The organism is Allobosea sp. Root483D1 (genome assembly GCF_001429505.1).
Taxonomy (GTDB): Bacteria; Pseudomonadota; Alphaproteobacteria; order Rhizobiales; family Beijerinckiaceae; genus Allobosea.
In genome coordinates this window covers 543,590-558,969 of the sequence record NZ_LMJW01000022.1, presented here as the reverse complement: position 1 = coordinate 558,969, position 15,380 = coordinate 543,590, and the positions used below count along the sequence as shown (strand labels likewise).

Here is a 15,380-nt window from a genome sequence, read left to right as displayed (position 1 = left end):
AGCCCATGGCCGACATTATCGAGCTCCACGGCCCGCAGCGCGCCAGCGATCAAAAGCCGATCTGGATCGCAAACGGCTCCTATGAAATCGAGCCGCCGCCAGCCTCTGCGAGTTTGGCCGTCATACAGGCCAGAGTTGTGTTCATGGAGGACGAGCGCGATCATCCCAGCCCACACCGGGCGCGGACGATCAGGGCTAATTTCGGCACGCGCGACGTCAAGCTCCAGTTCTTTCAAGGAGCCCCGGCGGCAACCGTCGTCAGCGAGCCGGTCAAGGACAATCAGTATGTCTACGCGGTCAGCCGCCTCGTGCTGACGTCGCGAGACGCGTCGCGGAACGACCGACTGCTGATCCAGAACGGCGAGATTTCGCTAGATGCAATCAGGCATCCGCTTGCGCTCGAGGAATACCTCGGGAGCATGTTGCCGGGGTTCAGCGCTTTTTCCGAAATCGCGTTGAACGCCGACGGTGTGGGCTTTGTCGCGATGGTCGCGCTGCCCTGGAGCAAGGCGCTGTTGCGCGCCCGGTTTCAGTTGCGCGCTCCCTTCAGCCCCGCAACGGCACCGCAGCCTGCCCTGCAGGTGATCCTGGACCGGCGCAATCCGGCTCCCCGCACGGCGGACGGAAAGCCCGGCGACGCGGCCGAGACCCTCGCTTCCTTCGCGCGGGGCTTCGACCTGCTACGCACGGCACTCACCACATTCGATGGCGCAGCGCCCCAATGGGCCGAGCTCACCATCAACGACGACGCCATTCCCGGCTTCTGCTGGGACATCACCTGGGCCGCAGGCAAAGCCAAATCGACTTTTGCGTTTAACCAGGGCAGCGTGAAGCTGACCGTTGCGGATGCTCCACCTGATGCAACAACGGCGCGCCAACGCCGGATCATGACGGCCCATCCCATCGTGCGTTTCGAGGAGGGCGGCGGGCTGCTCGTGCTGCGCGTCGCTGCTGGCAAACAGGCGTCGAGTGCAGAACCGAGTCTTCGCTACGCCTGGTCGCCTGGTCACGAGACGATCATGTCGAGCAAGCTGACGGCCGGATACAATGCACTGACGCTCGCGCGCGACCTTCGCGCCGCGCACGGCATCGCCAGGCCGGGCCAAACGCCCGATCAGCGGGTGCTGTGGGCTGCGATGCCGCTCAGCGACGGCTGGATGCAGTGGCCCGTCTATAACCTCGTCGAGGAGCACTACCAGGACCAGATCGCCCCGAGCACTGACGAGTCGCTCATTGCCGGTGCGGCCGTGTTCTCCAATCAGCCGGCCGAGGGTGCAGCTCCCGCGGACGAGCATCCATGGTCGCTGATCGTGCTCGACGCCACGGGCGTCAATGGCGCCTGGTCGCTCGGCCCTCACGACGGCAAGTGGGTGACGGTCAGCGTTGATATCTCGCTGCGCGAGCCCGAGCTGACGCTCGACGGCCTGCTTTGGCTTGCCAAGTCACCGCCGACATCGCGTGACGCCCTTCCCGACCTCGAGGATTTCGTCGGCACGCTTGCTTCGGTTTCGCTCTCGACCGATCAAAGCCCGTTCCGATTTGCCAGTCCCCTCAGGCTCGATTGCGAATTCACCATCACGGCACGCTCTGCGGCCGGCGCGGACTCGACCGCACGGCTCGACAACCTGAAGATCAACGTCAGGCACGACCCGAGGGCCAGGCTGAAACAGTCGTGGTTCGAGGGAGCGAGCGCCGATGCGTTTCCGGCCCCCCTCATCTGGCGCCGTCATCCAAGTCTACCGTTCATCCAGTCCTTGCCGCTGACGCAAACGCAGGATCCGCCCGCGCATCCCTGTGCGAGCCGCGAGCTTGCACCCTTTGACCTGCCATGGCGGCTTCCGACCCCGCGGTCGTTGCCCGAAATAGACCCCAGCGTTTGGTCGTTCGAGAGCGGTGCGAGCGCCGCCGCGAATTGGCTGAGCGTGCCGGCGCGTGGTGCCGCCGCCGAGTGGCTGGAGACGAAGCAGCCGGTCCTGCCGCTTGCCAGCCTGTCGGTTCCCGGCCTCGTGCTCCAACCTGGAGCCGCAACTGAGCTGCCCGAGGAGAACGGGCTCGGCCTGCGTGTGCAGTATGAATTCGGCCTTCCCTATCTGGACCAGCTGAACGCCTTTGCCCAGCTGCCGAAAGACGATGACGATGACTATCGCGGAGGCCTGTTCTCAGGGAGGCAGCACACGGCACCCGAGGACAAGCAGCGGCGGCCGCTGGGGCGACGCGACTTCAAGGCGTGGTGGGGGGAGTTGTCGACCAAGCGCTTCCTGGCGCGCACCGAGGCCGCGGATGCGATCATCAACCGCAACGCGGATGCCAACTCACCGGCATTCGCCGTGCGAGGCCTGATCGAGCCGCTCGACTGGCCGATTGCACCGCCCCAGGCGGATTTCGCGAGTTACCCGGGCCGCCTGCAGCTGAGCAACGCGGACAAAAGCGCGCCGCTGGTTCTGGAGGGCACGAGCGCACTGCGCGGGTTCGATGGGCATTTCGGCGTCACCGCCGGTGCACTGGTCCGTCGGCTTGCGCGGCAAGACGGCGATTTCCAGATTATCGCGGGATCGATGCGTGCGTGGCAGCCGGCGGCTAACGGGATGATCCGCGATCAACGCGGATTGTCGCGCGGATCCACGACCCAGGGGACGCTCTTTCTCGACACACCGATCGCAATGGACGGACAAACGTGGACGATCCGCGATTGGTTGCGGGCCGTGCCGCTGAAGGTCGGGGACACGACGCCCTGGCAGCTTCTCCTCGCCGGCATCGCCTTGAAGAACGGCACGCAGTTCAAACGCGAGGACGTGTTGAGCGATCAGCATGAGGACGTCAACGACCCTGCTGCGCAAGGCCGGACACTGAACCCGCTGTCGGGATACAAGTGGTGGCTCGGGCCGATCGACGCGACTGAAAAGCCGATGCGGCTGTGCGGCCTCGACATGCAACCCCTGGGACTCGAGGATGTGACGTTCGACGGAGACGAGCTCACCGTCACCGTCTTGGCGCGGCTCACGGTACCCTTGCCGCTCCCCCCCGCGGTCACGCCGGGGAAACCACGAACCGTGGAGCAGACGCAGCGGGCCAATGCGGTCCGCCTCACGTTCACCGGGACGACGGGCGCGCCGCTCGTGCTGTCCGGGGTGAAATCCGCGGTTGCGAACGGGGTCTGGACTCTCACGGCCGATGAGGATGGCCCTCTGGTCACTTGGCGAACCGTGCAGCTCGTCGAGGCCAAGTTCCTGCGCTTCGGGGACGTTCGCCTGTCGTTTGCCCATTTCGGCCAATCGTGGAGCGTGAAACTCGGTGATCTCACCTTCGACGGGAGCGAAGCCGTTTCCGCTGCGACCACACTTGATCGGGGAACGGCGGAGATCAAGGTTACGAGGATCGGACTCGAGCTCGACCTGCGCGCTGCTCCGGCACCATCGCGGCAACATCGGATCGAAATGGACCTCGGCTTCCATTGGGGCGATACCGATGGTCTTTCGATTGAAACCGTCGCAACCTACGAGGTGTGGCCGGCGCGTGGCGGCGTTGCCCTCGATGCGATCAAGGTCCTGCCAAGGGCCGGAGCGGAGGGGCTTGCATTCTCCAGCCCCGGCGGGTCGGCTCAGCAGCCGGCACCCGCCCTCGGCTTACAGGCCATCTTCAGCCTCGATGAGGATGTCGATGCGAGCGCCTGGTCGCTGCTGCCCGGAGCGCAACTGGACGGGACGGCGAAGGAGCAGACGCGCGGCTTTCTCGCCATGTCGTTCGCCGCAACCCAGGCACAGCCGGTGCAAGACAACGCCGATCTGATCCCGGACTTGCGCATGACCGCCGCTGCTGCGGAAGTGCTGCTCCCATGTCGATGGGGGACATCCTTGCAGGATTCGCCGTCCGGCCAGCCGATTGAGCCGGCGGCGGCGTTCGGCTCGTCGTCCGGCGATCTCTACGCAAACTGCACGCTGCTCAGCGCGATGCCAAAGGGCGGTGGAGCGGCGTCCTGGGAGCGCCGCACGCTACTTAACGGTTGGCTCGAGGTGAAAAACCTCATTTCCTGGCCGAGCACGCTCGGTGGGCCGGGTGCGAGCGGCACCGACTCGCCCCTTCTCAGGCGGTGGGCACTCCTGTTCAAGACGGCGGAGCAGACCCCTGAGGATCCCGCGGCGGCGACCAAGGCCTACGAGGAGGTCGCAAAGATCCTGGCGGAGCACGGCGGCCACGTGCGCATCGAAGGCCACGCGGACGACACTGGTCCGGTGAGCGACAATTACGAGCTGTCGAACCGGCGTGCAGTAGAAATCAGCAACCAGCTTCGGCCGTTCATCAAGAACATCACGCCGAAGCCACGTGTCTCGGTCGTGCCCTACGGCGAGCAGCGACTGAAGGTCGTTTCGAACGACGAAGACGCGAACTGGCAGAACCGCCGCGTCGAAATAGTGCTGACGCCGCCTAGCGTGACCATTCCGCAACGTGACGGCAGCGCCGACGGCTGGCGACATTTCCGCCATACGGTCCGCGTTCTCTTCAATCAGCACGAGCTCGATTCCACCGGCTCCGGCGCGGGCTCCGGGAAGGTTCTTTACGGCTTGAAGGACAAGTCCGGCCAATTCTTAGCGGCTACCGAGCACCAGATTGCCGACGTCTCGCTCAGCAGCGAAGGTGGTGAGTCGAAGGTGACATTGCACAGGCGCTGGCGTTGGAGCGCGGTCCAGGAGGTTCGGCTGGTTCGACCGGCCGACTTCTCGACCTTCCTGGCCTCGACGGCCGCGGATCACCACGGACTGCAGCCCGACAAGAAGGGCTGGAGCGAGGGCGTGAACATTGGCGCGGCGTTCCAGGCATTTCATCGCACCGCCTGGCTGAAGCATCTCAAGCTCGGTGAACCGAGTGATCAGGTCGCGCTGCTCGGCGACGATGCGCTGGTGGTCGAGGCCAGCGTGCCGCTCTGGCTGAAGGGTCCGGACGCGCGGTCCGAGCGCAAGCCCACGATGACGACCTTGCAATTTCTTCCCAATGCGATGCAGCGCGCCGAGCTTGCAACACCGGAGGACATCGGCCTCGTCGATCCGAGGGAGCCGCCATGGCTCATGCTCGGCCTTCCCTTCGTCGGCCGGATGCAGCCACCCGCAAACGACACAGTGGCGACGCCGAAATCGATCATGGTTGTCGACCCGGTGCTCAGGCTGTCCCGCAACCCGCCGCAATCCCACCCGGCGCTGTGCGCGCTCGCCTGCCGCAGCGAGAATGCGGCTATCGTTGTCCGCGTCAGCGAATTCGATGCGCCGGGCGCGAGCCGCTGGGATCGGCTGAGCGAGGGCGCGCTCGAGGAGGCCTGGTTTCGGATCCAGCGTCCCCCGTTCGAGGCTGCAGCGGTGAGCGCTTTTGCTCCGCTACTAGCTTCCGCACCGCAGGACAGTCCCGGTCGCCTCAGCCGGCGCAGCGCGCTGACCGGTGCCTTCCGCGCGCAGCGGTCCGGAGTGCCGCCAAAGGAGAGCACCGGGCCGCGGAATCCCCTGCTGCATGTGGGCGAGATGGTCTGGCGCGAGGCGAGTTGGTTCGGCGTTCAGATGATCGGCGATCTGCCAAAGAGCTCGCCGCAAGCCTTCTTCCTGGCGGGCTATCTCCTGCGCGACATCTGGGACGCCTCGCGGCCTGAGGTCGCCGAGCATGTGCTGACGTCGGCGACTCTGGTGCCGGTCACTCCGCCGCAAGCGCAGGAGTCGTACAACCAGCCGGTCGGCCTCGCCATTAGCCCCTACCGATGTCTCGGGTCGACCCGCATCGACACCGCGCCGGAGGATAGATCCGTCGTGCTGACGCTGGCCGAGGTGTTGGCAACGGCGGCGGCCGACGATGGCGGCGACGCGGTCCTCAAGCCCGTGGCGCAGGGAATGTGGCCGGGCGATCCGGGCGAGGACAAGATTCGGCTATGGGCCATCGAGCTGTTGTCTCAGCTCGCGCCCGAGAGCCCGATTGCGGTCATTCGCCTGCGGCGGACCGCCCAATCGACGGCGGCACCGACGCAGGTGGCCGTGGACTACGGCTATCTTCTGGCAACGCCGACGGTGCTCGCGCCCGTCGATCCACCGCCCCTACCGCTGCGCAGCCCGGTCGCGGACGTCCATTTTGCGGAAGGCCAATACGGCGGCAGTGTTGTGCCGAAGCTGCAGCCGTTCGAAATCGCGCCGCCTCAGGTCGCCGGCATTCAGCCGATCTACAGCGAGGACCTGCCGAGCGAGATCCGGCCGACGGACCGGCAGCGCCTGAGCGCGCTGCGGCTCGCCGTTCGCAATCTCTCCGAAACGTCCAGGGCGATCGTTGGTCGCCGGATCGATCCCGAGGACAATGCGACGGCGCGGTTGTGGTGGCAGGCTGTGTCATCGCGTGTGGCCTACGATACCTCCCTGCAGCCGCGAAAGCTGTTGCCGACGGGTTTCCGGTCTCCGGCCCGCGCCGCCTGGCTTGCTGCACAGGCGCGTGCGAGTGGGCCGTCCTTCAGGACGCTTCCTTTCGCGCCCGAGCCTCCTGCACCCGACAGCAAGGCACCGCCGTCCATTCTGCAATGGCAGCCGGTGATGCCGCACGGCGTCGACGTGGTGATGTCCGGTTCGCGCGCAGGAGCGCCCATGGCCTTGCGCGTCCTGACCACGACCGAGATGCCGGGGAGCGGTCAGCTCACGCCATCGGCATCGATCGTCGTGGAGCAGCGCATGCCGCGGCCGGTTTCACTTCCGCCGAACCGACAGAACGAGGTCGAGCGTGCGCACCGCCCCTGGGCTGCGCTCTGGCATGCGGAGAAGAATTGCCTCGACAAGCCGGAATGCCTGACGGATGTCGCGATCTACGATCTGGCCTCGGTGCGGATCCGTGCCGACGATGGCAGCGCGACGCCAAGCCCCCGGCGCTTCGGCTTGCTACTGCGCTTAAGCGATGCCGCGCCGGGCCAGCTGTCATTGCTTGCAGGATCGCAACTGCCGACTTTGCATTTCGATGCGGAATACCTGCTGGAGCAGGACGGCAATGGAACGTGGACGGCGCTCACCAAGGACGATCCAAAGCACACGCCGGAAACGCTCGGACTCAGCGCCTTCTTCGTTGGCGACGGCATCCGCCGCAAGCTGGATCTCAAGGTTTCCACGTCCTGGAGCGAGCTGCGTCTCGGCGAGGATGATGTGCTGAACGCTTGGGTCGCGCGGCAACCGCATGGTGCCGCCGCATCGATCGAGATCAAGGTTCCCCCGAAAACCGGACTCGACACGCCCGCGAGCGCGATCGAGGGTTTCGTCGACGGCTATTTTCAAACCCTGCGCTTTCCGCTGCGCGTGCGCAGACCGGGCATTCCCTGCGCGCCGCTGCAGCCGCGGGTCGTTCACTTCGAGGACCCGGCGTACAATCGTCAGCTCACGTCGACGCCCGCACAGCGCTCGGGTCGCCTGTTCGGCGACGATGCCGGCACGACGATCGTCAATGCGACGCTGGCGAGCGATCGGCGCGAGTACAATCCGGACAGCGAGCTGCTCCTGGTGCTCGCTCGCAAAGATGTTGTCGCGGGCACCTTCGAGGCGCGCCTGTCCCTGCGCCGGCAGGATCGCGACGGCAACAAGACAGAGCTGGTGGCCTTCGACCTTGATACGCTGATCGACACAGTGGCGGAGCGCGTCGTAACGACCCTGAAGCTCTCCGATCTGCGCCTCGACCGGGACAAAGCGGACAAGGCGAAACCGAAGATCGTTCTTCAGCCCGACGATCTGCTCTACATTGTCGTCCATCGCAAACGCACCGGGACGAACGAGGAGACGGTCATCGAGTTGCCGGTGAAGATCGTATCGAAGCCGGTCCTGCCACCGCCCGCCGAGGGCTACGCACTGCTGCGGGAAACGAAGACCGGGGCCGCGACGGCAGTTCACGCTCCGCGTTTCGCCTGGAGCCCGCAGCCATCGCGCGTCGAGCTCATCAACCCCGATGACCTGCTGGGCGCAGCGGTGCGGCGACGCGCCGTGTTTCGCTGGCCGGATTCACCGCGCTGGTCCGATCCGAAGACATCGCGCTATCGCATTCAGAAACTTAGCGGCTCGGGAGCGACCCATTGGCCCTTGCTTGACTGACCTGCAAACGTGCCGCCACGATGCTCCAGCCCGATTTGTAGCTAATCCGGGTCCAAGGACGTCTTCTCCGGTCCGCTTCGCTACAGGTCAGCGACGCTATGGCAACGGCTAATTGCTACGATCACCCGGCAAATAGTTGAGCGCCACGCGGCGAGACTCTGCTTCTGGCGACCAACGCGTTCACGACAATCGCGCCCAAGGCAATGCGAAGTTCGGGTTCTTGAGAATCGCCCCTCTCCTTCCGCAATTGCTCCACGAGACGTGTGAATTCAGGCCAAGGCCGGGCAGCAAGATAGCCAACCATTATCGCCTGCTCAGTGTCACGTGATCGAGCGTCAGTTGCCAGTGCTGAGAGGCGACGTTGCCATGATCCAACGATCGTATCCGCCGGCTCCTCCTTCTCCTGGCGAACAAGCGCCCGCATAATCATATCTCGCAGCGCTGGATTTGAAGCATGCGCGCGAAGAATGGCCACTTCACCAGCTCCGAGCTGTCGATTGCTGCCAAAGACCGCGAGTGCGGCTATCCAAGGTCCCGGCCCGACAACTATCGTCATCCCCGGCGTCGGACCAACGGCTACGTTTCGATCGGCAGGCGTGTAGGGTTTCGCCTTGGCGGCACGTTCCCGGACCTTCGCCAGCAAGCCCTCCGGATCGAGGCGTTGGCGCCCCAGAGCCGCATACATCTCAGCCGTCGACGTCGACATCGGCGTCACCGAATTCGCGACACGCTCAATGAGGGCCAGAGCTATTTCCCGCTGCGTTAAAGGAATTTGGCTCATGGCATGCGCGAGAATTCGGCCGTACTCGCTATCCTCGAAATTGCTTTCGGCCTTCGCCAGCCTCTCACGAGCCGTCAGCACGAGTTCGTCAACCACATTGGCTGGCAAGGCGCGAGCGTCACCGGCCGCAATCAGGAACCGCGTGTAATAACTATTCGGCACCGCGCCAGCGTCAGCGAATGCCGCAATGACGCGCTCGACCAACTCCCTGGATTGCGCGCTATCGTCGAGTCCAGCGACGATCGTCTCGAACGCCGGTCCCTGCGTTGGATCATCGGGGCTACCGCGAAATCGTTGAAGCGCGCTAGTTGCTGCCGTCAAGCGCGATTGGGCATCGCCAACGACACGGCTCAGAGCTTGACCAATCACTTCGGCATATCCTGCATCCGACAGAACCCGAAGGAGATCCCGATCTGGCGTGTCAAGCGCCGGAAGGCCTCGGTCGATCCGCGCCTTGGAGATCACTCCGAGGACATCGACAACAGCATTGCGCACGCGATCGCGTGCGCCGCGGCCACGTTGTGCATCGGTATTGTGAAGCAGCCATTCCTGGGTGGCCTTGGCAAAGCCGAGAAATGCCGGAAAGGTTCTAACGGGATCAAGCGCCGCCGCATATGCCAACGCCTCAGCATAGCTGACCATGTTGGCTTCAGTCAGGTCGAGAATCTCAAAATCCAACTGGTTGGCCGAGATAGGCTCGACCTGCTGGGAACGACGATCGCCACCGGGCACGTGGTTCAAAATCGGATCAAGGCTCTCGGGCTGAGCATCGCTCAGCGCCATCAAGGCAGCGCGCTCCACGTCCAATGGAAAGGGCGACGGACCAAGCGTTGGCGGCTGCCTTCCGGCGAGCGCCCCGTAACGTGCCGCTGCCGCTGGATCGAGGCCGGCGAGCACAGCGTCGAACCAACCGCGAGCACGATCTGCTCCCTCGTGTGTCCAGAAACCGGTCGTATAGCCAGACTGAAGTGGAGCTGCTGCCGCACCGTTGCTCGATAGATCCGCAACGGAGATCCCGGTGTCGACTCTCTCAAGCGGCAGGACACGCAGCAGCGGCTCAAGCCATCTCGTTCCGTGACGGACCATCAAGGTCCCACCGGCGCCTGGCTCAACGTAGTAGAGAAGAGCATAGCTGAGGGCCAGCAATGCAAGACCGCCGACCGCAAGGCCGGTGACTGCCTGACGCAGTCGTATAGCTACGGTTTCAAGGACGGACCGGTTCCGAACTCGCCGGGCCAGGCTCGCTACAGGCAGCGCAACCGAAGAGCTCGACACGCCTCCCTTCACCGGCTCCTGTCGCGCTCCGCCCTTCTGTTGAAACACGTAAAGCGGCACTTGAGCACAGACAGCCGGGAACAGCTCTGCATCGACGTCCAGCTGCGTCTTGCGCTCGCTGAATTGAGCGGCGCTCCCTGTATTCAGAAGATCGAGCAAATGCGCGGTAAACACGCCGTGCTTTACGCCTCTGTCTTCCCAGGTGCGCTGGCTCTCTCGCGACGATGCCACGTAAAGACGAGCTTCACTCTCACCGAGCGCTGCAAAGTAGGACATCCTCCGCACGAGGCCCTCGGCGAAGCAACAATCGAGAATGAGGATCGTCCTCTTTGCGTCAATTCTCCCGATCAGCCGATCCAAGGTCTCAGCGGCCAGCATGGGAAGGCCGCCAATTTCCTCAGCAGGTTGAACCAGGAATCCGGCAGTAGCACCGTCGACCCAACCGTGACCGGAGAGGAACAACCAGCAGAGCTCGTAAGGGCCGCCCTCCGCGAGCGCTTCAAGCCCGGCCTCCATTGCTACCGCAGTCGCATCGCCCTCGCCTATCCTGACAATCCTTAGATCACCGTCATCCGGCCAGCAGGTTCGGAGATACTGCTCGATGCCATCCGCATCGTTGACGGCGAATTCAAGCGGAGTGAGGCCCGTACCGCTGATCGCGCGGTACGAGGCGATGCCTACGACAAATGCCCCGACCGTTGCCATGTCACCAGGTGAAGAAATTCCGCAAACTCGGGGCGGGCCGAGCTATCACGTTCTTGGCGCCGGCAGGCTGAGGAACACTTGTCACCAGTTTTTGCAAGATAAGGGGAGTCGAGATGCCGACGTGAAAGGCGATGATGCCTTCCGCACGTCCGCCAAAATAGAGCCACGCGACGAAGCCGCCGGCTATGATCATGGCGGCCGTGACTCCCCAGTAGAATAGGCTGACTCGATAGGCGGGAAGCTGCTCAGCTTGCCGCAGGTTCCACCAGTGAAGGATTTCTGCCACAATGCCACCGGCACAGCCGACACCGAACACGGTCAACGCCCCTTCCACGACCATTCGTTTTCCCCTTCGGAAGTTTGCCTTATCGACCAGCAGTAACTATCAGCCGCGACAGCGTCCCTCACCCAACGCCTGGGATGGTTACGCGGCTCAGAATCAACGAAACCCCGTCCCATATCTCACGACGGTCAGACATCGTCCTGCAACCTTCAATCCGTCCATCGTCTAGGGCGGAAATGCTGTTGTCGCACGTGCCCAAACACATAATTACACGCAAAACGTGTATCATTCATATCTGAGGCAAGCAACGACAACGCGAAGCTGCCGGCAGCGTAGATTAACCGCCGATCTGACGTAACACGCAGATCACTCATCTTCTTCAGCCGCCACCAGGCGCTCCTCAAGCTCTTCAACGAACGGCGAGCGGCCGAGGCGCTGAGCACCGTAGCGGCCGGGAATCCAGCCGGAATAGAGCATATGCACTGCGTCGCGCGCTCGGGTCAGCCCGACATAAAACAGGCGACGGCTTTCCCGAAGCTCGTTTTCGGTTTCGCGACGCCACGGCATCGCGCCCATGTCCATCCCGACCATGATCACGACATCGTACTCACAGCCCTTGGCGGAATGCAGCGTCAGAAGATTGACATGGGTAGGCGAGCCATCCCGCCCTCCCAGGCTCTTTAGGTCCAGCCCTTCGAGCTTCCCGCCTTCAGCGAGAGCCTCGCTCATCCGTCGGACCTGCTCGCGCTGGTCAGCAAGACTTCGCTCGCTGGCTGTCAGCGGGTCGACCAATGCCCTTCGGATCGCGGTGACGAAAGGCGCTGCTGCGCCTTCATCGGCGCGATGGTCAGAGAGAAATGAAGTTAGTGCGAGCGCCATGCGGCGCGCTTCGCGCTCATCTGGCCGGCCAGATCGGAATCCGGTCCATCGCGAAATGAGCCCAGCGAGTTGGGGGCGTCCGGTCCGCCAGCCTCCAGCGCACCATGCGGCACAATCCTCGATCCAACTCGTAAGGCCGACCTTTTTGTACGGCGCAGCGTTGTCGACGCGGATATAGTCGTAGCCGGCCGCCGTCAGAGAGTCCGCGAAGACATCCCCCACACTGGCAGCGCGATACAGGATCGCGATATCCCCCAAGGTACGGCCCGGCTTTGCGGCCAGCGCCGCTGGGATGAGGTTTTCGACGACGTGGGCGGCTTGGTCCTCCAGACCGCCGGGCCGCTCGGTGAATTCAATCACTGCTTGGCGCCCCGGATCATGGGGCTGGTAGCCACGCGCTTCGCCCAGAGCCAACTCGGACGCGCGGATAATCCTTCCCGCCGAACGGTAGTTGAGCTGAAGCTGGACCGCCTCGACATCGTCGCGCTGCGCGAGCTCAAGCAACAGAGCGCCGTCTGCGCCGGCGAAGCCGTAGACCGACTGGTCGGCATCGCCCACTGCGAACAGCCGCACACCGCCATCGAATGCGAGGCGCTCCACAATCCGGTGAAGTGGCACGCCCAAGTCCTGATACTCATCAACCGCCAAGACAGGCCAGCGCGCCTGGATGGCCGGCAGCACCCAGTCGTGGTCCGACACCAGACGATTGCCGAAGATCACCAGATCGTCGAAATCAATCAGGCCTGCACGACGCAGCGCCGCCTCATAACCCTCGGTGATGCGAGCGAGGTCGGGATCGCTTTCCCAATCGGGGGCATCTCGATCGAGATGGATGCGCCGATACTTGCCCATATCGTGTGTCTTATATGGCTGTCCGACTCCGAGCAGACGCTCGGCCACCTGTTTGAACGCACTATCGGTCTGACGCGTCGTCGCGAGCGTCAATGGATACGGTACGGCTAATCCGGCCAGGCGTGCATAGGGCGTCAGGATGTGCCGAAGGCAGAAGCCGTGCACCGTCCCCACGAAAAGATTGGGCGCATCGCGCAATCCAAGCGCCTCCAGCCGCCGCGTCAGCTCGCGGGCGCATTCCTGACTATATGTGATGCAGGCCACCCCGCGGGGGGCTCTGACATCTTCCGCGAGAATCCGCGCCAGCTTCAGCACCAGCGTTTTGGTCTTTCCGCTCCCCGGTCCCGCAAGGACAACGCAGTGCCCACGGGAATCATAGGCAGCCTGCTGTCCCGGATTGCCGGCCAAATCGCCGGCATGCCGCAGATAGGCTGCGCTAGTGCTACGCAACGGCATCACGGATGCGCTCCAACGCGGCCCGAATATAGGCCGGGCACCGACGCTCAGTCGCTCCTGCCGCCAACCGTTGGGCGAAGCGCCCTTTGCCGACCCGCTCGATCAGGCTGAGCAACCGATCGACATTCACGGTCGCGGGAGCGGCCACCCAGCCGTCGATCGCTTCCCGTCCGGCCCGGCGCAGAGGCAGTTCCGATTTGAGGATTTCGCCCATGCGGCGCGCAAGTCCGGCGCCGAATAGTTCGGGCTCGAGTGTGCGAGTATTGACGAAAATGTTGTGCCGCTCACCACGCCGAAAGATCGCGGCGTCGGCGAGATCATCATAGACGGGTCCCGGTTCAACAATCTCGAGGAGCTTTTGCACACGCCCGCGCGCCAGTGGCGGACCAGCCTCAACAGGGTCACGATCGGTCAGGACAACGTAGGGGATTGAGAGGCCGTCCGGTCCGAGCAGTCTCACATATGGCCCGAAATTAGTTCCTCCAACCGAGCAGACAGAGATGCCGCGATGATCGAGGGGAATGTCCAGCGCTTCCGCGAAAGCCGGGACGAGGAAGCGCTCGGCATCGCCTTCAACCAAAATGACGCCGCGGGCGAAGAACAGCTCGCCGCGCGTGACATCGATGTAGCGCTGAAGATCGGCTTCGTCCGCCTCGGTCAACGGCGTGTTCGCCGTTGAAAATCCGACCGTGCGATCCCCTTCGCCGTCGCGGCGCAACAGCACGAGCGACCGGAGCGGCGCGATGCTAGCGATGTGCGGCGAATGCGTGGTCAAGATCGTCGTCAGTCGGGTCGCCGACGCCGGATCTTCGTTGCCTTCCCCTTCCGCGTCCTCGTCCTCGTCTGCTTCGTCATCGGGCTCGGCCAGGAAGTGACGATAGACGAGCCTTTGCACGTGAGGGTGCAGGTGCGCCTCCGGCTCCTCGACGGCGAGGAACGTGTGGTCACGCTCTCCCTCCCCGACGAGCCGATCGAGTTCGAGGCTTTTCAGCGCGAGGAAGATGAGATTTGCGGTACCCAGGCTGGCGTCCGCTATGCCGCGGGCTCCGCCGTCGATCAGCAGGCGCAGTGCGCGCAGCAAGGCGTCGATGCGTGTCGGCGTGATGCCGAGGGAGATCGGAGTCGCATGTGCCGGCCCCACCATCTCTTGAAGACGATCGCTGATGATCTGCGCAACGCTTTGCACCTCGTCGCGTTCGGCGAGCGTATTCTGGGCGGTGTCCACGGCCTCCTGGATCGCAGCGCGGTCGTCCTCGTCCAGTCCGGCCGTCAACCCCTCGATCAACGGCCGCAGCGGAGAATGTCGCCACGTCGCCAGGTCTTTCTCCGCATCACGCAAGGCGGCGAGAACATCGATCGGCAGCATGCGCCGCAGACGCGGACGCATCGCGTTGTCGGGATCGAGACCGCCGAAAAGGATATACTCGTAATCGGCCATGCTCTGCGGATGGCCGTCGAGGTCGGCTTTCGGCTGGAAACGGTAAGTAAGCCGCGACACCATCGGCGGTCCCGGATCGACGATGCAGTCGCCCAGATGGGCGAGCAGCCGCGGATCGTCCTCGAAATCCGTGAGCTCGATGACGATTTCGATGACTGCGCCAAGCTTATGGTCGCCCAGGCCATCCCAGAAATGCTCAAGCCCGAGCTGTCGGTCGCGCTCTGACAATCCGGGATCCAGAATGAGCTGGAGAGCGAAAATCAGATTGCTCTTGCCAACCTTGTTTTCTCCAACAACCACGAGGTTGTCGCCGGTCTCAATTTCGAACTCCGAGAAATTGGCAAAATTATCGATTTTGATCTTCGAGATGCGCACGCGTCCCACCATCCCAGCGCCATTTTGGCTATTATTCAGTCATCGAGCTTTTCACCCGTTTCAGCAATATGGCCGCTTCCGCACCTATTGCGCCGCGGGACTGCTTAACGACCGTTCTGGCGATATCTTCCTCGGACCGCGGCCGTCGTTTTCGCTGGCTTCTGGCAGAAAGCCCATGCACGGCAGCTCTCGGCTGCAACTCATTCGCCGGGATATCGGCCAACGCTGCAGCGAATACGGTTTGCGTTTATGGCGGTT

General features: G+C 63.7%; 5 protein-coding genes. 1 reads left to right on the top strand and 4 read right to left on the bottom strand.

Annotation, left to right across the window (positions count from 1 at the left end; all coding sequences use genetic code 11):
- Positions 1-5 precede the first annotated feature (5 nt).
- A complete protein-coding gene (locus tag ASE66_RS25460; RefSeq protein WP_057192520.1) occupies positions 6-8,078 on the top strand; it encodes an OmpA family protein in 8,073 nt (2,690 codons plus the stop codon).
- 121 nt (positions 8,079-8,199) lie between these two features.
- Here the strand turns inward: ASE66_RS25460 and ASE66_RS25455 are convergent, their stop codons facing one another.
- The 4 genes from ASE66_RS25455 to ASE66_RS25440 all read right to left on the bottom strand — a co-directional run bounded on the left by ASE66_RS25455 (position 8,200) and on the right by ASE66_RS25440 (position 15,122).
- The gene (locus ASE66_RS25455) at positions 8,200-10,839 is read right to left on the bottom strand and encodes a caspase family protein (RefSeq protein ID WP_057192519.1); all 2,640 of its coding nucleotides are present in this window, start codon (positions 10,837-10,839) and stop codon (positions 8,200-8,202) included.
- 1 nt (position 10,840) lies between these two features.
- Positions 10,841-11,161 carry a hypothetical protein gene (locus ASE66_RS25450; RefSeq protein ID WP_156412325.1) on the bottom strand — a complete coding sequence of 107 codons (321 nt, stop codon included), beginning with the start codon at positions 11,159-11,161 and terminating at the stop codon, positions 10,841-10,843.
- Between the two features lie 327 nt (positions 11,162-11,488).
- Positions 11,489-13,309 (bottom strand): ATP-dependent helicase, encoded by a 1,821-nt coding sequence (locus ASE66_RS25445; protein ID WP_057192517.1) that lies wholly within the window; start codon positions 13,307-13,309, stop codon positions 11,489-11,491.
- A complete protein-coding gene (locus ASE66_RS25440) occupies positions 13,296-15,122 on the bottom strand; it encodes an ATP-dependent nuclease (protein ID WP_057193392.1) in 1,827 nt (608 codons plus the stop codon). The genes ASE66_RS25445 and ASE66_RS25440 overlap by 14 nt, the downstream gene beginning before the upstream one ends.
- Positions 15,123-15,380 lie beyond the last annotated feature (258 nt).